General features: G+C 70.7%; 19 protein-coding genes. 13 read left to right on the top strand and 6 right to left on the bottom strand.

All coding sequences use genetic code 11. The features are described 5' to 3' along the window. Positions 1-10: 10 nt before the first annotated feature. On the bottom strand, positions 11-538 hold the full coding sequence (locus ACZ601_RS34740) for an ATP-binding protein (protein WP_469545334.1): 528 nt from the start codon (positions 536-538) through the stop codon (positions 11-13). 201 nt (positions 539-739) lie between these two features. Here ACZ601_RS34740 and ACZ601_RS34735 point away from each other — a divergent pair, with 201 nt between their 5' ends. The 6 genes from ACZ601_RS34735 (at position 740) to ACZ601_RS34710 (ending at position 6,151) form a co-directional block, all read left to right on the top strand. Further along, positions 740-2,185 carry a carph-isopro domain-containing protein gene (locus ACZ601_RS34735; protein WP_469545479.1) on the top strand — a complete coding sequence of 482 codons (1,446 nt, stop codon included), beginning with the start codon at positions 740-742 and terminating at the stop codon, positions 2,183-2,185. A gap of 10 nt (positions 2,186-2,195) precedes the next feature. After that, positions 2,196-3,146 carry an FAD-dependent oxidoreductase gene (locus ACZ601_RS34730; protein ID WP_469545332.1) on the top strand — a complete coding sequence of 317 codons (951 nt, stop codon included), beginning with the start codon at positions 2,196-2,198 and terminating at the stop codon, positions 3,144-3,146. Between the two features lie 244 nt (positions 3,147-3,390). After that, positions 3,391-4,428 (top strand): NAD(P)/FAD-dependent oxidoreductase, encoded by a 1,038-nt coding sequence (locus ACZ601_RS34725; RefSeq protein ID WP_469545477.1) that lies wholly within the window; start codon positions 3,391-3,393, stop codon positions 4,426-4,428. Continuing rightward, positions 4,425-5,084, top strand: coding sequence for an SAM-dependent methyltransferase (locus tag ACZ601_RS34720; RefSeq protein ID WP_440577955.1), 660 nt, complete (start codon positions 4,425-4,427; stop codon positions 5,082-5,084). Before ACZ601_RS34725 ends, ACZ601_RS34720 begins: the two co-directional genes overlap by 4 nt. 60 nt (positions 5,085-5,144) lie before the next feature. Then, the gene (locus ACZ601_RS34715) at positions 5,145-5,699 is read left to right on the top strand and encodes a DinB family protein (RefSeq protein ID WP_469545330.1); all 555 of its coding nucleotides are present in this window, start codon (positions 5,145-5,147) and stop codon (positions 5,697-5,699) included. Between the two features lie 92 nt (positions 5,700-5,791). Further along, entirely contained in the window at positions 5,792-6,151 is a 360-nt protein-coding gene (locus ACZ601_RS34710) for a hypothetical protein (protein ID WP_311303019.1), read from the top strand. A gap of 44 nt (positions 6,152-6,195) precedes the next feature. Here ACZ601_RS34710 and ACZ601_RS34705 read toward each other — a convergent pair whose 3' ends face one another. Continuing rightward, a complete protein-coding gene (locus tag ACZ601_RS34705; protein ID WP_469545328.1) occupies positions 6,196-7,098 on the bottom strand; it encodes a LysR family transcriptional regulator in 903 nt (300 codons plus the stop codon). Between the two features lie 70 nt (positions 7,099-7,168). On the opposite strand from ACZ601_RS34705, the gene ACZ601_RS34700 reads away from it, so the two are divergent. Then, a complete protein-coding gene (locus tag ACZ601_RS34700; protein WP_469545326.1) occupies positions 7,169-7,483 on the top strand; it encodes a hypothetical protein in 315 nt (104 codons plus the stop codon). Positions 7,484-7,550: 67 nt separating this feature from the next. Here the strand turns inward: ACZ601_RS34700 and ACZ601_RS34695 are convergent, their stop codons facing one another. Further along, entirely contained in the window at positions 7,551-8,168 is a 618-nt protein-coding gene (locus ACZ601_RS34695; RefSeq protein WP_469545324.1) for a YceI family protein, read from the bottom strand. A 226-nt stretch (positions 8,169-8,394) separates the two neighbouring features. Here ACZ601_RS34695 and ACZ601_RS34690 point away from each other — a divergent pair, with 226 nt between their 5' ends. Next, positions 8,395-8,916, top strand: coding sequence for a hypothetical protein (locus tag ACZ601_RS34690; RefSeq protein ID WP_469545323.1), 522 nt, complete (start codon positions 8,395-8,397; stop codon positions 8,914-8,916). Positions 8,917-9,001: 85 nt separating this feature from the next. Here the strand turns inward: ACZ601_RS34690 and ACZ601_RS34685 are convergent, their stop codons facing one another. The 3 genes from ACZ601_RS34685 to ACZ601_RS34675 are packed head-to-tail and all read right to left on the bottom strand — an operon-like array spanning position 9,002 to position 12,521. Beyond that, positions 9,002-9,757 (bottom strand): copper homeostasis protein CutC, encoded by a 756-nt coding sequence (locus ACZ601_RS34685; protein ID WP_469545321.1) that lies wholly within the window; start codon positions 9,755-9,757, stop codon positions 9,002-9,004. Beyond that, a complete protein-coding gene (locus tag ACZ601_RS34680) occupies positions 9,754-11,277 on the bottom strand; it encodes a M81 family metallopeptidase (RefSeq protein ID WP_469545319.1) in 1,524 nt (507 codons plus the stop codon). Before ACZ601_RS34680 ends, ACZ601_RS34685 begins: the two co-directional genes overlap by 4 nt. A 23-nt stretch (positions 11,278-11,300) precedes the next feature. Further along, positions 11,301-12,521 carry an ROK family protein gene (locus ACZ601_RS34675; RefSeq protein WP_469545317.1) on the bottom strand — a complete coding sequence of 407 codons (1,221 nt, stop codon included), beginning with the start codon at positions 12,519-12,521 and terminating at the stop codon, positions 11,301-11,303. Between the two features lie 287 nt (positions 12,522-12,808). Here ACZ601_RS34675 and ACZ601_RS34670 point away from each other — a divergent pair, with 287 nt between their 5' ends. The 5 genes from ACZ601_RS34670 to ACZ601_RS34650 are packed head-to-tail and all read left to right on the top strand — an operon-like array spanning position 12,809 to position 19,167. After that, positions 12,809-14,626, top strand: coding sequence for a peptide ABC transporter substrate-binding protein (locus ACZ601_RS34670; protein ID WP_440577308.1), 1,818 nt, complete (start codon positions 12,809-12,811; stop codon positions 14,624-14,626). Between the two features lie 50 nt (positions 14,627-14,676). Continuing rightward, a complete protein-coding gene (locus ACZ601_RS34665) occupies positions 14,677-15,636 on the top strand; it encodes an ABC transporter permease (RefSeq protein ID WP_469545315.1) in 960 nt (319 codons plus the stop codon). Beyond that, complete coding sequence (locus ACZ601_RS34660; protein WP_440577310.1) at positions 15,633-16,529, top strand: ABC transporter permease; 897 nt, start codon at positions 15,633-15,635, stop codon at positions 16,527-16,529. The genes ACZ601_RS34665 and ACZ601_RS34660 overlap by 4 nt, the downstream gene beginning before the upstream one ends. Next, entirely contained in the window at positions 16,526-18,235 is a 1,710-nt protein-coding gene (locus ACZ601_RS34655) for a dipeptide ABC transporter ATP-binding protein (RefSeq protein WP_469545312.1), read from the top strand. Before ACZ601_RS34660 ends, ACZ601_RS34655 begins: the two co-directional genes overlap by 4 nt. Beyond that, on the top strand, positions 18,232-19,167 hold the full coding sequence (locus ACZ601_RS34650) for an ROK family protein (RefSeq protein ID WP_469545310.1): 936 nt from the start codon (positions 18,232-18,234) through the stop codon (positions 19,165-19,167). Before ACZ601_RS34655 ends, ACZ601_RS34650 begins: the two co-directional genes overlap by 4 nt. The last annotated feature ends 38 nt before the right edge of the window (positions 19,168-19,205 follow it).

The raw sequence follows: 19,205 nt of genomic DNA, 5'->3' as shown, positions 1-19,205 counted from the left end.
GGCGCGAGCATCAGCGCGTGCCGGTAGGCGAAGCGCTGGTCACGCGCGTGAGCCGGCACCAGGCGCGGGTGCCGTGGGCACCGGTCGTCAGAGACCAGGCGTCGGCCAGTGCCTCGACGATGAAGAGGCCCCGTCCCGATTCGGCCTCCTCTTCAGGAGCAGGAGGAGAGGTATGCGCGTGGCGGAGGCAACCGCCGTCGGTGACGGTGATCTCGACCTCCAGGCCACCGACAGCCGCGCTTCGGCGGTCCACACACAGGACCAGGGGCGGGTTCCCCGAGGTGAAGGCGTTCGTTGCGAGTTCCGACCCGATCAGTCGGGCGTCGTCGAGCAGCTGTGCCTCGGTGCCATGGAGTGCCACAGCGACGGCTTCGCGAGCGACCGTGGCCGCCCTCGGTCCGTACGGCAGGTCCGTGATCAGCGTGGTCGTGCCGCCGCCGTCAGCGTGCTTCGGTGAGGGTGCGGAGACCGGTCCTCCGGTGTCGCGCTCCAGCACGCAACCCGGCCGGTCTCGGGAGGTGCTCGTGTGGTGTCTCAAGGCCCACCTCTTTCTCCGCCGGCGTCAAAGGCGGCGCCTTCCGCCGTGACTCAAGAACACCGGAGGAGACCGGTCGCGCAGCACCCGATCAGCCGGTCAACTCGGTCAACTTTCCTGACATGCAGGTGATTCGGACTCCTTCTGCATCACCATGGGGAGCGCGAAGTGGTCGACGAACCGCAGGGACGCGAGGGGGCGCACGTGGGACAACACGCAGGAGAACCCAACGCCGCGCTGGCCGGTTGCCTCGACGAACTCGGATGGAGCCCCAAGGCGCTCGCGCGAAAGCTCAACAGGGTGTTCGGAGCGGGAACCGTCGCCGAATCAGCGCCCTACCACTGGAGAGACGGCGGCTCTCTGCCACGTTCGCCCTTACCGATGATGGCTGCCTACGTGCTCTCCCAGGAACTGGGTAGAGCTGTCTCGGTAGCCGAACTGTGGCAGGGCCGCGCGGGCGACTCCTCGGCACTCGTCCCGGCGGACACGGATCTCGCACGGCCCTGGACCGTGCAGGGCATGGAGGCGATCGTGGAGGACTGGGTGATGGGAGGGATAGTCGACCGGCGCCGATTCCTCGCGATCTCAGGCGCGGGGCTTCTGGCGATCGTTGCCCAGTACCTCGACGGAACCGCGGGGCGAGGCCGGTACGCGCCCCGGATGGCGCCGCCGTCCGGCGCTGATCCGCTCGTCGACCAGGTCGAGCAGCACCTGCCCATGCTCCAGCTGCTCGACGACGAACACGGAGGCGCGAGACATCTCCCGTACGTCGGTGCCCAGTTCCGTGCTGTTGGACTATTGATTCACGAAGGTGGTCATTCGCCGGTTGTGACGAGCAGGCTCATCCGCGCGCTTGCGGAGATCGGTCAACTGGCTGGCTGGATGGCCTTCGACACGGCTGATCACGGTCTGGCGCAGCGCTACTTCGCCACTGCGTTGCGAGCCGCACATCAGGTCAACGACCTGCCCCTGTGCGCCCACATCCTCGGTGACCTTTCTTTCCAGGCAGCGAGCCGGGGACATCCGGCGGATGCCATCGCCCTCGGCGAGGCAGCCCGCCGCGCCAGCGAAGCCGCCCCGCCTGCCGCCCGGGCATCCGTCCTTTCCCGGCTCGCCTACGCGTATGCCGCCGGCGGCCGGGACAACGACTTTGCGCATACCCGCGGCTCTGCGCGAGAACTGATCGCGAGTCGGGACGGCGGCCGGGAGGAGCCTCGCTGGATGTACTTCCTCACCGACAACCACCTCGACTGCCAAGCCGGCTATGGCTTGATCCAGATGGGGCGCGCGCGACAGAAGGAGGACGGTGGGAAGAAGGGCCGCCGCTTTCTCGCTCAGGGGACCGAGATGCTCCGTTCCGGGGCGTACGACGTTCCGCGTGGCGACCCCAGCCAGCGCAGGGCCATGTTCGAAGGGGCCTGGCTGGCCTTGGGACACAGCGCCCACGGAGACCTGGAGGCGGCCTGCGAGATCGGCCAGATCTCGGCTGACCGCCTTGACGCCGTACGTTCGCCGAGGAGCGCGGCGCTGCTCCACCAGCTTGCGGCGGACCTCCGCCGCCGCCAGCGCAACCCGCACGTCCGCAGCTTTCTGCCAGCCCTCGAAGACGCACTCGCCCGACATGCTCCGTCGACGCCACCCGGCCGTTAGGGTCGAGATCATGACCGCAGGGGAGCGCGTTGTCGTTGTCGGCGCTGGGGTGGCCGGGCTGACCACCGCCGTGGTTCTCGCCGAGGCCGGGGTATCGGTGCACGTGATCGCCGAGCAGGTGCCCGGTGCCACCTCGCTGGCCGCCGGCGCGATGTGGGGTCCGTACCTGGTCGAGCCGAAGGAGAAGGTCGACCGGTGGGGACAGCGGTCCCTGGAGGTTTTCCGGGAGCTGGCCCAGGACAAGGCCACAGGCGTCCGGCTCACCAGCGGCATCGAGGCGTCCCGCACTGCCGAGGCCCCACCGGACTGGGCCACCACGCTGCCCGGGTTCCGGCCGTGCGAGTCAACCGAACTGCCCGACGGGTTCACGGCCGGGTACCGGTTCACGGTGCCGCTGATCGACATGCCCGCCTACCTCGACTATCTCCTGCGTCGGTTGCGAGCGGGCGGCGGAACGGTCGAGCAGCGACGTCTGACCTCGCTCGCGGACGTCGGCCCGGCCCCTCGGATCGTGAACTGCGCGGGCTTGGGTGCCCGTGACCTGGCCCTGGATTCAGACCTGCGGCCGATTCGTGGTCAGCACGTAGTCGTCACCAACCCGGGGCTGACCGAGTTCTTCTCCGAGGACACCGGCACTTCGCCGGATCTGCTGTGCTTCTATCCGCACGGGGAGACCGTCGTCCTGGGCGGCACAGCCATCGAAGACGAAGGCGACCTCACACCAGACGACACGGCGGCGGCCCGCATCCTCGCCCGATGCGCCGAGGTTGAGCCCCGCCTCGCCCATGCCCGCGTTCTGGAGCACCGGATCGGCGCTCGGCCGACCCGTTCCGTTGTCCGCGTGGAGGCGGAGCGACAGGATGGAGTCCTGGTGGTGCACAACTACGGGCATGGAGGCGCCGGTGTCACCCTGTCGTGGGGGTGCGCCGAGGGGGCTCAGGAACTGCTTTCCTTCAGCTGAGCAAGGGTTCTCCTCGACACGTCCGCGATGGAGAAATGGCGAAGGACCGAGCGCCGCCGAGTCGGGTGAGACCCGAGGTCATTGCCACAGAGAAGGTGGCTGCGCTGGCTTTGGTCGCCGACTGGGGGAGCGGAACGCCAGGGAGGTCATCTGATGTGAGTTTGCCGCTTCGGCAAGGATCTTTGCCGTGCAGCGGGGAAGCACGCACCATCGTCCGCAGATGGAGGTGTTTCGCATGAGCGACATGACGACACAGACGTACGACGTAGTGGTGATCGGCGGCGGTGCCGCCGGGCTGAGCGGGGCCCTGGCGCTGTCCAGGGCCAGGCGTTCGGTGCTGGTGATCGACGCGGGCAGCCCGCGCAACGCACCCGCGTCCCACGCGCACAACTACCTGGGGCGCGAGGGTCTGCCGCCCGCCGAGCTGCTGGCCATCGGCCGCGACGAGGCCGCCGGGTACGGAGCCGAGATCGTCGAGGGTGCGGCCGTGGCGGCGGAGAGGCTGCCCGGCGGGGCCGGGTTCCGGGTCGTACGGGAGGACGGGAGCGCAGTCACCGCGCGCCGCCTCCTCGTCACCACCGGGCTCGTCGACGAACTGCCGCCGGTCCCCGGCCTGGCTGAGCGGTGGGGCCAGGACGTGCTGCACTGCCCGTACTGCCATGGCTGGGAGGTGCGGGACGCCCCGGTCGGCATCCTGGCCACGAGCCCGATGGCCGTGCACCAGGCGCTGCTCTGGCGGCAGTGGAGCGACGACGTCACCCTGTTCCTGAACGACGCGACGGAGCCCACCGACGAGGAGTACGAGCAGCTCGCCGCGCGGGGCATCGCCGTGGTGGACGGGGAGGTGACCGGGATCGAGGCGAGCGGTGACCGGCTCACCGGGGTGCGGCTGGCCGGTGGCCGGGTCGTGCCGCGCGAGGCCGTGGTGGTCCAGCCGCGCTTCACCGCGAGGTCCGGGGTGCTGGACGGCCTCGGGCTGCGGGCCGCCGCGCTGGAGGTGGGCGGTCACACCGTCGGTACGTACATCGCGTCCGGTCCGGCCGGTGCGACCGAGGTGCCCGGGGTCTGGGTCGCCGGTAACGTCACCAACCTGATGGAGCAGGTCATCGGCGCCGCCGCGGCCGGGCTGATGGCGGCCTCCGCCATCAACGCGGACCTGGTGGGCGAGGACACCCGCCGCGCGGTCGAGGCCCGCCGCGCACCCTTCTCGGCGGAGGCCGAGCGCCAGGTCTGCGAGAAGACGCTCGGAAACCGCCGTCACGGACTGCAGGAGACACGATGACAACCGACAGCACGCCGACCCCGACCGACGCCGAACTCTGGGACGAGCGCTACCGCGAGAGCAACCGGATCTGGAGCGGGAACCCCAACACCGCGCTGGTCCGCGAGGTGGAGGGGCTGACGCCGGGGCGCGCGCTCGACCTCGGGTGCGGGGAAGGGGCCGACGCGGTCTGGCTCGCACGGTGGGGCTGGCAGGTCACCGCCACGGACATCTCGCGCGTCGCCCTCGACCGGGCGGCCGAACACGCCGCGGAGGCGGGGGTCGCCGACCTGGTCGACTGGCAGTTCCACGACCTCGGGGTCTCGTTCCCCGAGGGGGAGTACGACCTGGTCACCGCCTCGTTCCTGCACTCGATGGGGGACCTGCCGAGGGAGGCGATCCTGCGGCGGGCCGCCGCCGCCGTCGCGCCCGGCGGGGTGCTCCTGATCGTCGGTCACGCGGGCTTCCCGGCGTGGGAGCACAACCACGCGGACATGGAACTCCCCACCACCGACGAGGTGCTGGCATCCCTGGAACTCCCGGCGGGGGAGTGGGACGTGCTGGTCAGCGAGGAGCACGAGCGGGTGCAGAACGACCCGGACGGGAACCCCACCACCCGTACCGACAACGCCTTGAAAGTCCGCCGCCGCCCGTCCGGCATACAGGACGGGAACTGACCTATACGGGTCCTAAAGTCGTTCCTGACGGCGGAACAGGAACGACCGAAGGCGGAGACCATGAACGTCAATGAGCCGGACACCCGCGAGGCGGCCGCAGCTTCCCTCACCGGCGAGCGCGCCGATCTGCTGGAGGCGTTGGGCAAGCAGCGGCACTTCCTGCGCTTCACCACCCGCGACCTCACCGACGAGCAGGCCGGGCTGCGGCCCACGGCGAGCGCACTGTGCCTGGGCGGTCTGATCAAGCACGTCGCATCGGTCGAACGGGGCTGGGCGGGGTTCATGGTGGAGGGGGCCTCGGCGATGCCGGACTTCAACGCCATGACCGAGGAGGACTTCGCCCGGCGGAGCGACGAATTCGGCATGCTGCCCGGAGAGACGCTGAAAGGCGTGCTGGCCGACTACGAGGAGGCGGCGGCCCGGACCGACGAGCTGGTCGCCACCCTGCCCGACCTGGGCATCAGCCATGCGCTGCCGAAGGCGCCCTGGTTCGAGGAGGACGCCCGGTGGTCGGCCCGCCGGGTGCTGATGCACATCATCGCGGAGACCGCTCAGCACGCCGGGCACGCCGACATCATCCGCGAGTCGCTGGACGGCGCGAAGAGCATGGGCTGACCGGGGGCGGTCCGGGTGAGCCGCGGCGGCGGTCCGGGTGAGGCCGCAGCGGTGGCCGTTACCACCGCGGCGGCCCGGCCGTTGAGGCGATCATGAATACTCGACGCCTGACCAGCGCACTCGGCACCCTCGCCGCGACCGCCCTGCTCGCACTCTCGGTGCCCGCCACCACCGCCCACGCCGCCGAGTGCGGGGTCCGCTCCGACGGCCGGCTGTACTGCGGCAACGCCGTGGGTGCGAAGGGATACGCGGACCGTTCCTACCGCTCGGCGACCCGTGGCACGCTCACCACCGGGTTCAACTGGTTCGCCTGCTGGGGCCACGGCGACCCGCACCAGGGCCAGAACGACATCTGGTACTGGACCCAGCTCGACAACGGCCAGTGGGGCAACGTCCCCGCCGTCTCCGTCAAGACCGGCGTGGACCCGGCCCCCGGCCTCCGCGAGTGCTGACACGGTAGTCCTGGGGGGGACCACCCGCGCCGGACCCGGCCATGTCAGCCGGCAGCACCTGAGCAGCTCTGGTGCGTGGCCGGGTCCGGCCGCGACATGCTCGCGGAGACCGCGGCGTCGACGAACGAGGCTACGAGCGGCCGCTCGTCCAGCCGTGACCAGGCCACGACCATCCGGCTGGGCGGCGCATCGGCCACCGGCTTGTACACCAGCCCCGGGTGGACGGGTTCGACGGAAGAGCGCGGCAGGACCGCGATCGTCCGGCCGAGCATGATCAGCTGAGTCATCTGTGCCACGTCCGCGATCTCTGGGCCGCTGCCGCCGATGACGCCGTCGCCGCTCTCGGGCACCCCCTTCCAGCGCGGCAGCGTCTCGCCCGCCAGGTCGGCCATCCGCAGCTCCTCGCGACCGGCCAGCCGGTGCCCGCGCGGCAGGATCGCGACGCGTCCCTCGACGAACAGGGCCCTGTGGTCCAGCCCCGTCAGGTCGTCGAACGGCGTGTACAGCAGCGCCAGATCGGCCCGGCCGTCGCGCACGTGGTCGGCCCGGTCGGTGGCGCCGCCGAACAGGACGTCCACCCGGCCGGCGCCCGGTCTGCGGGCGTACGCGGCGAGGATCCCCGACAGCAGGTTGCCGTCGCCGCCCGGTTTGATCACCAGCCGCAGATGGGCCTCGGGCGCACCCGCCCGGCGGGCACTCTCGGCCGCCGCGCTCACCGCGTTGAGCGCGTGGCGGCCGTGATGCAGCAGCGCCTGGCCGGCCGGCGTCAGCGAGACCCGGCGACTGGATCGGCTGAGCAGCTGGACACCGAGCCGCGACTCCAGGCGCTGGACCGCCTTCGACAGCGCCGGCTGGGCGATGGACAGGCGCTCGGCGGCCCGGCCGAAATGCAGCTCCTCGGCCACTGCGACGAAGTACTCGATCTCACGCGTCTCCAGGTCAGCCATGCCCACAGGTTATCGTTCGAGGCCCGATCGGTCTTGGACTCGGCACCGGGTACCGGGGTTGGATTGGCTCATGATTGACCACACGATGATCGTCTCGTTCAACGAACCCGTCCCGGATGAGGAGCTGGATCAGTTCCTGAAGGACATCGAACAGCTCATGCGCGACTCCGGGCAGACCACGTCGTTCTCGGCGGAGCACCACATCCGCGTGCCGGCCGACGAGCACAGCCCCGTGTTCGCCGCCACCGCGATCCTGCGGTTCGGCTTCGCGGACCTCGACGCGCTCAACGCCTCGTTCGCCGCCCCCGGGACCGAGGAACTCATCCGGCGCTGGCAGGCCCGGTACCCGTACCGGGTCGTCTGGGCCAACCACCAGCCGCTCTGAGACGACCGCGCCCGCCGTCCGCTCCTCTCGGGGAGCGGACGGCGGGCGCACGGGTGTACTGCCGGGGTCAGGCCTGCGGTGCGGCGGCCTTGATCGCGGAGATGTCGAAGTTCAGCTTCACCTTGTCGCTGACCATCACGCCGCCGGTCTCCAGCGCCGCGTTCCAGGTCAGGCCCCAGTCGGAGCGCAGGATCTCCGTGCCGCCCTCGAAGCCGACGCGCTCGTTGCCGTACACGTCGGTCGCGGAGCCGTTGAACTCCAGGTCGATGGCGAGCGGGCGGGTGACGTCCTTGATGGTGAGGTCGCCGGTGACGCGGTACTTGTCGCCGCCGAGCTGTTCGGTGGCGGTCGAGCGGAACGTCATGAGGGGGAACTTCTCGGCGTCGAAGAAGTCGCCGCTGACCAGGTGGCCGTCGCGGTCCGCGATGCCGGTGTCCACGCTGGCGATCTTGACGTCGATGGAGACGGAGGAACCGGCCGGGTCGCTGCCGTCCAGCTTCAGGCTGCCCTCGTGCTCACCGAAGGAGCCGCGCACATTGGTGACCATCGCGTGGCGCACGGTGAAGCCGATGCTGCTGTGGGCCGGGTCGATCGTGTAGTCGCCGGTGAGGGCGGCCAGGGCCGGGTCGACGGCGGCGGTCGTGGTGGTCGCGGTCTCGTTGGACTTGCGGTTGAACAGAGCCATGGCTCCTCCTCGGGACGTGATCGAGCGGGGCTCGACGTGTTTGTTTAACCTTCAACGAGATTGACTGTAACCCCATCTAGTTCAAAGTTCAACATCAGGCACTCGGGTCTGTCCATGGGGGTGTCATGTATTCACGTGACCGTCACCCCACGCCCTCTGGCGGACGCGCGTAGAACTCGGGCACTATCTCCCTGCCCCCACGTTGTCATGCACAGGAGGAGTCCCCATGGTGTCCCGTATGACGCTGCGCCCCGTCCTGACCGTTCTCGCCCTCGTCCTCGGAGTCCTCTTCGCCCCCGGAGTCGGTGTCGTCTCCGGTGCGACGGACGCCTTCGCCGTCAGCAAGCTCACCCACAGCCAGGCGACCGCCAGATTCAGCTCGTCCGGCGTCACCTGGTCGTCCTCCGGCGGCTGCTCCAACCGGAACGTCGCCACCTGCACCTCCTTCGACCAGCTCAACCTGCCGACCGCCCAGGGCGCCCAGACGCTCAAGAGCGCCACGGGCTGCGCGCTCAACATCACCGGCGGCACCGAGACCGGGCACGCCAGCGGCACGTACTCGCACTGGAACGGCTACAAGCTCGACTTCGGCAAGACCACCTGTCTCACCAACTACGTGCACGGCGTGTTCAGTTACATCGGCCTGCGCGGTGACGGCGCGCCCCAGTACAAGTCCGGCTCCGGCAACATCTACGCGGACGAGGGCAGTCACTGGGACGTGACGTACTACAACTGCGGCGGCTGCTGACGCCCTCTGTTCCGCCCCTGCGTATGACGGCGCCCCCGACCGGGATCCCGGTCGGGGGCGCCGTCATACGCAGGGGCGGCGGTGGTCAGCCCACCGCGTCCAGGGCCCGTCGCGCCTGGGCGACGACCTCGGGGTCTGTGACGAAGTGGGTGTCCTGCTCGGCCGAGGCTCCGCCCGCGCCGAGCGGTATCCAGCTGCCGCCGAGCCGGCGCGGCGCGCGGGTCTTGGCGGAGAGGTGGACGGAGGCGACGCCGGCCGAGGCCAGCGCCGGGATGTCGGCGAGGCGCACGCCGCCGCCGGCCATCACCTGCACGCCGGGTGCGGCGGCGACCATGGCGGTGATCGCCGCCAGCCCGTCGCCCGCGGCGGGAGCGCCGCCCGAGGTGAGGACCCGGGTCAGACCGAGCGGGGGCAGCAGCGCGGCGGTGGCCACCGGGTCCGCGGACTGGTCGATGGCCCGGTGCAGGGTCACCTCCACCGGGCGGCCCGAGGTGCGGGCGGCCTCCGCGAGCCGGGCGACCGCGTCCGTGTCCAGGGCGCCGTCGGCGGTGAGCGCGCCGATGACCACTCCGGCGGCGCCGGAGGCGATGACGGACCGCACCTCCGCGGCCATGAGCGCGATCTCCTCCGCGTCATGGACGAAGTCGCCGGGTCGGCACCTGACCAGCACCTGCACCGGCAGCCCCTCGGCCGCGACCGCCTCGACCAGCGCGGCCGACGGGGTCAGCCCGCCCAGCTCCAGCGCGGTGCAGAGCTCGACCCGGTCGGCGCCGTTCTTCCTGGCGGCGCGGGCGCCGGCCGGTGAGGTGACGGCGATCTCCAGGGCGGGGCGGGCGCTCACTCGTCGTCCCCGGTCAGCGGCTGGTCGGCGGCGGGGATGACGCGGGCCGACAGGTCCGGGTCCGCCATCTCCCGGTCGAACGGGAACATCGGGCGGCGGATGCGGTGGTGGCCCAGGCGCACCAGGTCCTGGTCCACACCGCCGGGGGTGAGCGCCATCTTCCAGCCGACCGACATGTCGAAGAGTTCGGGCTCCAGGTAGCCGATCTTCACGATCACGACGTCGGCGCCGCGCGGGTCGAGGCCGAGGCCGGTGAAGTCGGCCTCGTGGTGGTAGGGCTTGCGGAGCTCCGTGAGGATCGCGTACACGCTGCCCACCCGGATCACGACCTCGGTCCGGGCGTCGCGGTCGCCGTGCCGGACGGAGTGCACCGTGCCGGTCAGGGTGACCGGGCCCGCGTGCCGGTCGTCCACCTCCGCCCCCGCGGTGACCGTGACGGTGGCGCCGACACCGGCGGCGACGGCCGTCGCGACGGCGGCCGGGCCGGGCACAGAGGCGTAGATGACGACCGGGCCGTCGTCCTTCTGGAACTCCGGGCGGGCCAGCAGCCGGGTCAGCCCCCAGGTCATGTCACCGGAACCACCGGCGGTCGGGTTGTCCCCTGTGTCGCTGATGAAGTAGGGGCGCTGGTCCGAGCCCAGGGCCTCGTCCAGGATTCCGTCGAAGGTGCCGGTCGGGGCGACGAAGTCGAAGTCGTCGCGGGCCTTCCAGAAGCCCTCGGCCAGCCGCTCCGCACCGGCCGACACCGCGGCCCGGTCGGTGCCGGTGACCACCACCGCGGCGCGGTTGCGGGGCTCGTCGGCCCAGGCGTAGCCGACCCAGATCGCGGCGTCGGTCACGCCGTCCATGGCCTCGACGTCGTCCACCTCCGCGTACACGCTCCTGGCCGGCTCGATCCGGGTGGAGGTCTGCTCGCCCGCCAGCAGCACCGGTACCGGCACCCAGGCCTTGACCGGACGGGGCGCCCCGGAGACCAGCAGGTCGACCAGGTTGCGGACCGCCCGCTCCTTGGTCTCCATGTGGTCCTCGTGCGGGGCCATCCGGTAGCAGGTGATCAGGTCGCTGCCGTGGACGAGGTCGCGGGAGACGTTGCCGTGCAGGTCCATCGAGGTGGAGATGATGACGTCGGGACCGACGGTCGCGCGGATGCGGTCCAGCAGGACGGCTTCCGCGTCGTCGATGCCCTCCACGGTCATCGCGCCGTGGATGTCGTACCAGAGTCCGTCCGGGCGGGGCAGCGCGGCGAGCCGCTCGATCAGCTCGTCGGTCAGCTCGGTCCAGGCGGCGGCGGTGACGGTGCCGCCCGGCAGTGACTTGCCGACCAGGGCGCCGTGCCAGTCGGCCGCCTCGCGCAGTTCCTCACCGGCGGCCAGGAAGGGGTAGCGGTCCAGCACCCCGGCGCCGCGCGAGGGGTGGAAGGCGGTGGCCCCGGTCCGGGCGGGGGAGAAGGTGGAGGACTCGATGCCGAGCCCTGCGATGGCGATGACCGGGCGGGCTGCGGCGGTGCGGGATTGCGACATGGCTCCTCGTAGGGGGTCGGGTGTCAGACGTGACGGGGGGCGAGAGTGCCGAACCGTTCGGCTCCGCCCACCTCGTGCAGGGCTTGGGCCAGGGCGCGTTGCAGGGCGAACTGCCCGGCGCCGACCAGCCCGGCGTCGGCGCCGAGCCTGGTCCGCTCGATGGTGAGGTGCTCGGTGACGAGCGGGTGGCAGCTCTCGTAGAGGCGGCTGCGCACCGCGGCGACGAACAGTTCCAGGGTGGAGAGGATGCCGCCGAGGTAGACGGCGTCCGGGTTGAAGAAGTTGACGTTGGCGGCCAGCACCTGGCCCAGGTAGTCGCCGGCCCTGCGGACCGTGCGGGTTGCCAGCGGATCGCCGTCCAGGGCCAGTCGGGCCACGTCTTCCGTGCTGTTCACGTCCGCCCCGCGCTCGCGCAGGATGCGGACCAGCGCGGCACCGGACGCCACGGTCTCCAGGCAGCCGGTGTTGCCGCAGGAACACGGGATACCGGCACCCGCGTCGATCCTGATGTGGGTGATGTCCCCGGCGGCGCCGGTCGCGCCGCGGTAGAGGCGACCCTCGGCCATCACGCCCGCTCCGATCGCGGACCCGATCTTCACCATGATCGTCTGGGCGGGCCCGTCGAGCCGGACGGTGTGTTCGCCGACCGCCATGCAGTTGGCGTCGTTGTCCACGGCCGCCGGGACCCCGAATCGCTCCTCCAGCCAGGCGGTGACCGGGAAGCGGTTCCAGCCGGGCATCCGTGAGGGCCGCACGACGGAGCCGGAGGCGATGTCCACGGGGCCGGGCAGCGAGAGCCCGACCCCGCGCAGGCGGCCGGGGCCGCGCTGGTCCGCCAGTGCTTCCAGGGCCTCGGCCAGCCGGGGCAGGGCCGCCTCCGGGCCGTCAGCGATCAGGAAGGGGACCGTCGAGACGTCGCTCAGGCCGCCACCCGGAAGCACCACGCCGATCCTGGCGTGCCGGCCGCCGAGGTCTGCGGCGACGGCGAACTCGTCACGGCTCCCGATCCTCAGCACCTTGCGGGGGCGTCCACCGGTGGAGGACTGGGTGCCCTCCTCCGCGACCAGACCTCGGTCCACCAGGTGCCCCACAGCGAGGGAGACGGTGGAGGCGGCGGCCCCGAGGCGTCTCGCGAGTTCGGTACGTGACGTCGCCTCGCCCGATGCGATCAGTTCCAGAACACGCACGGCGAGGGAGGGGGTCCCTTTCGTGGCCTTGCGGTCCCACGTACTTATTCCAGTCATGTACAAAGTTACTTCCGCAACGGGGTATGTGGCGCAGACGATACGCCCGCACTTCGCGCAGGGGAACAGTCCCTTGAAGGAAGTGCATCACCCGTAAAATCCCCTATATCGCCCCAAGCTATCCCAAGTTGTCGGGCTAAATCGGGCAAGAGGGCTTTCGTCGAAAGTGCAGTAACTTACTTGTTATTAATTCTTGTTTGTTTCTTCGGCAATGGCGGCGTTAGCTGTCGTGAACGCAGCGCCGACCCACCTGAGCGGCTGCGGGCCCTTTCATTCCGAGGAGAGTCATGATCCTTACCCGCACGGCGAACAGCCGCCGCTGGGCCCTCGCCGCGGGCGTCGCCACCACGGCGGCCGTTCTGCTGTCCGGCTGTTCCGGCGGAGGCACGACCTCGTCCGGCGCCGGCTCGAAGGACAGCATCAACTACGCGCTGCCGGCGAACTTCACGCCGAACTGGATCCTCCCGGTCGGCACCGCCTCCCACCTGAACACCAACAACGCCTCGATATCCCAGTCCCTCTGGGAGCCGCTGATCGCGTACGACGGCTCCACCGGAAAGGTCGGCTGGAACAAGAACAACTCGCTGGCCACCGGCGCCGACTTCGCGAAGGACAGCAAGAGCGTCAAGATCACCCTCGGCGACCGGCACTGGAGCGACGGCCAGAAGATCACCTCGCGCGACGTGCAGTTCTGGTTCAACCTGGTCAAGGCCAACAAGGGGGACTGGGCCAGCTACAGCCCCGGCAAGGCGCCGGACAACTGGACCTCGCTGAAGATCGTGGACGACACGCACTTCACGATCACGTTCGACAAGGCGTACAACACGCAGTGGATGCTCGCCAACGAGCTGAGCATGATCCGCCCGATGCCGCAGCACGTCTGGGACAAGACCAGCGACGCCGGCAAGGTCTCGGACCTCGACCTCACCCCCGCGGGCGCCAAGAAGGTCTGGGCCTACCTCAACACCGCCGCCAAGAAGATCTCCGGTTACGCCACCGACCCGCTCTGGAAGACGGTCAGCGGCCCGTACACCATCAAGTCCTTCTCGACGGCCGGCAAGGTGCAGCTCCTCGCCAACGCCAAGTACGACGGCGGCGGCAAGGCCAACATCAAGACGGTGAACCTGCTCCCGTTCACCACCGCGGACGCCGAGGAGAACGCACTCCGGGCCGGCACGGTCGACTACGGCTACATCAACGCCACCAACCTCAGCCAGGAAGCGTCCTTCACCGCCAAGGGCTACACCCTCAAGCCGTGGGCCGGCTGGGCGATCACGTACATGCCCTACAACTTCAACAACCCCACCATGGGCCCGGTCTTCAAGCAGCTCTACGCCCGCCAGGCGATCCAGATGTCGGTGGACCAGTCGACCCTCTCCAAGGTGATCTTCAACGGCACCGCCGTCTCGACCTACGGCCCCGTTCCGCAGGGCCAGACCTCCGCCTTCGTCTCCTCGAAGCAGAAGGACAACCCGTACCCCTTCTCCGCCGCCAAGGCGAAGAAGCTGCTCACAGACCACGGCTGGACCCAGCAGGGCGCCACCATGGTCTGCACCCACCCGGGCAGCGGCGACGACCAGTGCGGCGCCGGGGTCGACAAGGGCACGAAGTTCCAGATGCAGGTGCTGTCGCAGTCCGGCTCGACCGTGACCGACAACCTGATGAGCGCCCTCCAGTCGTCCTTCGCCAAGTCCGGCATCGGCTTCTCCATCAAGACCGCCCCGGTCAACTCGGTCCTCGCGCAGTCCGGCCAGTGCAAGGCCGGCGACTCCGGCTGCAAGTGGCAGCTCTCCTTCTTCGGCAGCGCGGGCAGCTGGTACTTCCCGGCCTACCCGAGCGGTGACTCCCTCTTCGCCACCGGCGGCGCCTCCAACTTCGGCAGCTACACCAACCCCGCCGTGGACAAGCTGATCGGCGAGACCACCACCGACTCCTCGCCCGCCGCCATGCAGAAGTACAGCGCCGCCCTGGCCGAGGACCTGCCGGTGGTCTGGCTGCCGGAACCCGACTACCAGGTCTCCGTGGTCAAGAGCGGCCTCGGCGGCTTCGCCCAGGACTCACTGGCCAACTTCCACCCCGCCATGTGGAAGTGGACCAACAAGTAAGCCCGGTTGGCGACCATGCGCACCACTGAGCCGAAGCGACCGGAATACACATGAGCACTTCCTCTTACCTGATCAGGCGGGTCCTCCAGGCCGTCGTGGTGATCGTCATCGTGACGATCGTGGTCTTCGGTCTGCTGCACGCCCTGCCCGGGGGTCCCGCACGCGGGATCCTCGGCCCGCAGGCCACCCCGCAGCAGATCACGTCCTTCAACCACGAACAGGGCCTCGACAAGCCGCTGCCCGTGCAGTACTTCTACTACCTGAACCAGCTGCTGCACGGCGACTTCGGGACCTCGTACACCCTCAACGAGCCGGTGTCCCAGCTCATCACCGAGCGGCTGCCGAAGACCCTGCTGCTCACCGTCCTGTCGGCGGTCGTCGGCCTGGTGCTGGCGATCCCGCTGGGCATGTGGCAGGCCATGCGGCGCAACAAGCCGGCGGACTACGTCATCACCACGCTGAGCTTCATCGCCTACTCCACGCCCGTGTACTTCCTCGGGCTGATCCTGGTGCTGGTGTTCAGCCAGACGCTGCCGTGGTTCCCCTCCCAGGCACCACAGGGCGACACGCTCGCCCAGGTGGTCTCCGATCCGCAGGCACTGGTCCTGCCGGTGGTCGCGGGCGCCGCCTCGATGATCGCGGTGTTCAGCCGCTACATGCGGGCGGCCACCCTGGAGAACCTCTCGGAGGACTACGTCAGGACGGCGCGGGCCGGCGGAACCCGCTCCCGCGGCCTCCTGTGGCGCCATGTGTTCCGCAACTCGCTGACGCCCGTGGTCGCCATGCTCGGGTACTACGTGCCGGTGCTGTTCGGCGGCGCGCTGGTGGTCGAGCAGCTCTTCAACTACCCGGGCATGGGCCTGCTCTTCTGGACCGCCGCCCAGTCCTCCGACTACCCGGTGCTCCTGGGCTGCGTGCTCGTCATCGCGGTCGCCACGGTGACCGGCACGCTCCTCGCCGACATCGTCCAGCGTGTCATCGACCCCCGAGTGAAGGCAGGCCGGGCATGAGCGCCGTCATCCAGCCGGGCCAGGTGCCCGCCACGGCCACCGCCCCCGCGGCGTCGGGCTCCCGCCTCGCGCTGCGCCGCTTCCGCCGCAACCGGCTCGCCGTGGTCGGACTCGGCGTCGTGGCCTTCTTCTTCCTGTTCTGCTTCGTCGGTCCGCTGGTGTACTCCACCGACCAGACCCACACGATGCTCCAGCAGGTCAACCTCGCGCCCAGCGGCTCGCACTGGCTGGGCACCGACGCCGTCGGCCACGACGTACTGGGCCGGCTCATGTACGGCGGCAAGGTGTCGCTGATCGTCGGTCTCGCCGCAGGCGTGCTGGCCACCGTCATCGGCACCCTGTGGGGCGCCGTCGCCGGTTACGCGGGCGGCTGGGTCGACGCGGTCATGATGCGGGTCGTGGACGCGGGGATCGCCATCCCGGCGCTCTTCATCCTGCTGGTGGTCTCCGCGATCACCACCCCGGACCTGACGGGCATGATCGTCATCCTGGGCTTCGTCTCCTGGCTGGTGCCCTCGCGCCTGATCAGGGCGGAGACGCTGAGTCTGAAGAACCGCGACTACGTGCTGACGCTCCGGGCGATCGGCGGGACGCACGGCCGGGCGATCCTCCGGCACATCCTGCCGAACTCGGTCTCGACCATCATCGTCGCGGCCACCTTCCAGATCGCGGACGCCATCCTGCTCATCGCCTACGTCTCGTACCTGGGCCTGGGCGTCCAGCCCCCGGCCACCGACTGGGGCGGCATGCTGTCGGCCGGTCTCACCGCCGCGTACTCCGGCTACTGGTGGCTCATCATTCCGCCGGGCCTGGCCATCATCCTGGTGGTGTGGGCGTTCAACGCGATCGGGGACGGGCTCCGCGACGCATTCGACGTGAGGGGACGCGGATGACCGTCACCAAGGGTCCCGCCGCACCGCCGGCCGGACCGATTCTCGAACTCGACGACCTCGGCGTCGTCTTCACCACGGAGACCGGTGAGGTGCCGGCCGTGCGGGGGGTCTCCCTGCACGTCGGACCCGGCGAGACGCTCGCCCTGGTCGGGGAGTCGGGCTCCGGCAAGTCCACCATCGCGCTGGCCGCGATGGGCCTGCTGACCGGCAACGCCCGTGCCACCGGCAGCGCCCTCATCGCGGGCACCCAGGTGGTCGGCGCCCGCGAGAACGAACTCGCCTCGCTGCGCGGCCGGACCGCCTCCATGGTCTTCCAGGAGCCGGCCACCGCGCTGGATCCGCTGACCCGGGTCGGCAGGCAGATCGCCGAGGTGATCCGCAACCACCGCGAGATATCGGCCAAGGAAGCCGCCGCAGAGGCCGTCGGGCTCCTGCGCAAGGTCGGCATCCCCGAACCGGAGAAGCGGGCCACGGCCTACCCGTTCCAGCTCTCCGGCGGGCAGCGCCAGCGCGTCGTCATCGCGATGGCCATCGCCAACAACCCCGCCCTGCTGATCGCGGACGAGCCGACCACCGCGCTGGACGTCACGGTGCAGGCCGAGATCCTCGACCTGCTGCGCCGGCTCGCCGCGGAGACCGGGACCGGTGTCCTGCTGGTCACCCACAACATGGGCGTCGTCGCGGACTTCGCGGACCGGGTCGCCGTGATGTACCGGGGCGAGATCGTGGAGACCGGACCGGTCGAGGACGTGCTCCTGCGGCCGTCCCACGAGTACACCCGCCGACTGCTGGCCGCCGTGCCCCGGCTGTCCGTGGCCGAGGCGGGACAGTCGGCCCCGGCCGCCTCCACCGCGAACCCGGACGCCGAGCCGGTGGCCGAACTCCGCGATGTCAGCGTGGACTTCGGCCGGGGAAAGAACGCCGTGCGGGCTCTGGACGGTGTCTCCTTCGCCGTGCACGCGGGCCAGACCCTGGGGCTGGTGGGCGAGTCGGGTTCCGGCAAGTCCACCGCCTCCCGGGTCGCGCTCGGCCTGATCGCGCCGAGTTCCGGCACTGTCTCCCTGTTCGGCACGGACCTGGGGCGCGTCCGGTCCCGGGCCCGCCGCGCCCTGCGGGCCGGCATCGGCGTGGTCCTCCAGGACCCGGTCGCCTCGCTGGACGCCCGGATGACGGTCGGTGAGTGCGTCGCGGAGCCGCTCAGGGTCCATCACCGGGGCCTCTCCGCCAAGGACCGCCGGAGCAAGGTGGCCGCCATCCTCGACCGCGTCCGGCTGCCGCGCGAGGTCGCGGACCGGGCACCGCGGGAGCTGTCCGGCGGTCAGCGCCAGCGGGTGAGCCTGGCCCGTGCGCTGGTCCTGGAGCCCCGGCTGCTGGTCGCCGACGAACCCACCAGCGCGCTCGACGTGAGCGTGCAGCAGGCCGTACTGGAAGTGATCTCCGAGCTCCAGGACGAGCTGGGCTTCGCCTGCCTCTTCGTCTCCCACGACCTGGCCGTCGTCCAGCACTTCGCGCAGCGCGTCGTGGTGCTGCGGGGCGGCCGGATCCAGGAGCAGGGCCCCACCGGGGCGACCCTCCTGCACCCGGAGACCGACTACACGCGCGGACTGCTGGCCGCCGTACCGGTGCCGGACCCGGTGATCCAGCGCGGCCGCAGGGCCGAGCGCCTGGCCGCCCTCTCGGCCGGCCGGACGGAGGACCGGGCATGAACCCTTACGACCGCAGGCTCTTCGCCGGCGTGGACATCGGCGGCACCACCACCCAGGTGGTCCTGTGCGACGACGAACTGACCGTCCTGGACCGGGCCGAGACCGCCACCCCGGCGGCCCACGGCGGCCCGGCCATGATCAGCGCGGCCCTGGACGTGCTGACCCCGCTGCTGGAGCGCACCCACGGGCGGCTCACCGGCTGCGGGGTCGGCGCCGCCGGCGTCGTGGACTCCGGCACCGGTCACATCCTGGTGGCCAGCGACTCCTTCACCGGCTGGGCCGGTTTCGGGGTGACGGACGCCGTCCAGGAGGCGCTGGGCGTCCCGGCCTTCCTGGACAACGACGTCAACGCCTTCCTGTACGGGGAGACGTCGGGCGGCGCGGTCCGGGACGAGCCCGACGTCCTCGGGATCACCCTCGGCACCGGCGTCGGCGGCGCGCTGTGGAGCGGTGGCAGGCTGTTCACCGGCCCGCACGGCGCGGCCGGCGAGATCGGGCACATCCCCGGCTTCGGAGACCTGCTCTGCTCGTGCGGCGGACGGGGACATCTGGAGACCCTGGCCGCCGGCCGCTCCATCGGCACCCGCTACGCGGAGCGCACCGGCCGGCGGCTGACCGCCCGCGAGGTCGCGGGGGCGGCGGAGCGCGGTGACGAGGACGCCCTCGCGGTGTACCGGGCCGCCGGTTCCGGCATCGCGCGGGCCATCGTGATGACCGCGGGAGTCGTCGACATCACGACGGTGGTCGTGGGCGGCGGGGTCAGCCACGCCTGGTCCCTGCTGGGCCCGGTCATCGACGCGTCGCTGGCCGAGGAACCGCCGGTGAGCGGTCACCCCGTCCGGCTGGTCCGGTCCGGCCTGGGCGCCGACGCCGTACCGGTCGGCGCCGCGGCACGGGCCCGGCGGGAACTCATGGTGGGTTCCCTGGCCTGAGGCCCCGGCCGCACGCACAGGCGCCCCCGTCCGGAAGG

Source organism: Streptomyces sp. NPDC104307 (assembly GCF_055584045.1).
The sequence above is the reverse complement of the archived record's forward strand: the minus strand, read 5'-3'. Positions and strand labels throughout refer to the sequence as shown.

Excerpts from the sequence above, each read along its gene's own strand:
- ACZ601_RS34700 (WP_469545326.1), top strand. The coding sequence starts at position 7,169 with ATGATTGACCACACGATGATCGTCTCGTTCAACGAACCCGTCCCGGAT.
- ACZ601_RS34690 (WP_469545323.1), top strand. The coding sequence starts at position 8,395 with ATGGTGTCCCGTATGACGCTGCGCCCCGTCCTGACCGTTCTCGCCCTC.
- ACZ601_RS34680 (WP_469545319.1), bottom strand. The coding sequence starts at position 11,277 with ATGTCGCAATCCCGCACCGCCGCAGCCCGCCCGGTCATCGCCATCGCA.
- ACZ601_RS34660 (WP_440577310.1), top strand. The coding sequence starts at position 15,633 with ATGAGCGCCGTCATCCAGCCGGGCCAGGTGCCCGCCACGGCCACCGCC.
- ACZ601_RS34655 (WP_469545312.1), top strand. The coding sequence starts at position 16,526 with ATGACCGTCACCAAGGGTCCCGCCGCACCGCCGGCCGGACCGATTCTC.
- ACZ601_RS34715 (WP_469545330.1), top strand. The coding sequence starts at position 5,145 with ATGAACGTCAATGAGCCGGACACCCGCGAGGCGGCCGCAGCTTCCCTC.
- ACZ601_RS34705 (WP_469545328.1), bottom strand. The coding sequence starts at position 7,098 with ATGGCTGACCTGGAGACGCGTGAGATCGAGTACTTCGTCGCAGTGGCC.
- ACZ601_RS34665 (WP_469545315.1), top strand. The coding sequence starts at position 14,677 with ATGAGCACTTCCTCTTACCTGATCAGGCGGGTCCTCCAGGCCGTCGTG.
- ACZ601_RS34710 (WP_311303019.1), top strand. The coding sequence starts at position 5,792 with ATGAATACTCGACGCCTGACCAGCGCACTCGGCACCCTCGCCGCGACC.
- ACZ601_RS34675 (WP_469545317.1), bottom strand. The coding sequence starts at position 12,521 with ATGACTGGAATAAGTACGTGGGACCGCAAGGCCACGAAAGGGACCCCC.
- ACZ601_RS34725 (WP_469545477.1), top strand. The coding sequence starts at position 3,391 with ATGACGACACAGACGTACGACGTAGTGGTGATCGGCGGCGGTGCCGCC.
- ACZ601_RS34650 (WP_469545310.1), top strand. The coding sequence starts at position 18,232 with ATGAACCCTTACGACCGCAGGCTCTTCGCCGGCGTGGACATCGGCGGC.
- ACZ601_RS34695 (WP_469545324.1), bottom strand. The coding sequence starts at position 8,168 with ATGGCTCTGTTCAACCGCAAGTCCAACGAGACCGCGACCACCACGACC.
- ACZ601_RS34670 (WP_440577308.1), top strand. The coding sequence starts at position 12,809 with ATGATCCTTACCCGCACGGCGAACAGCCGCCGCTGGGCCCTCGCCGCG.
- ACZ601_RS34720 (WP_440577955.1), top strand. The coding sequence starts at position 4,425 with ATGACAACCGACAGCACGCCGACCCCGACCGACGCCGAACTCTGGGAC.
- ACZ601_RS34730 (WP_469545332.1), top strand. The coding sequence starts at position 2,196 with ATGACCGCAGGGGAGCGCGTTGTCGTTGTCGGCGCTGGGGTGGCCGGG.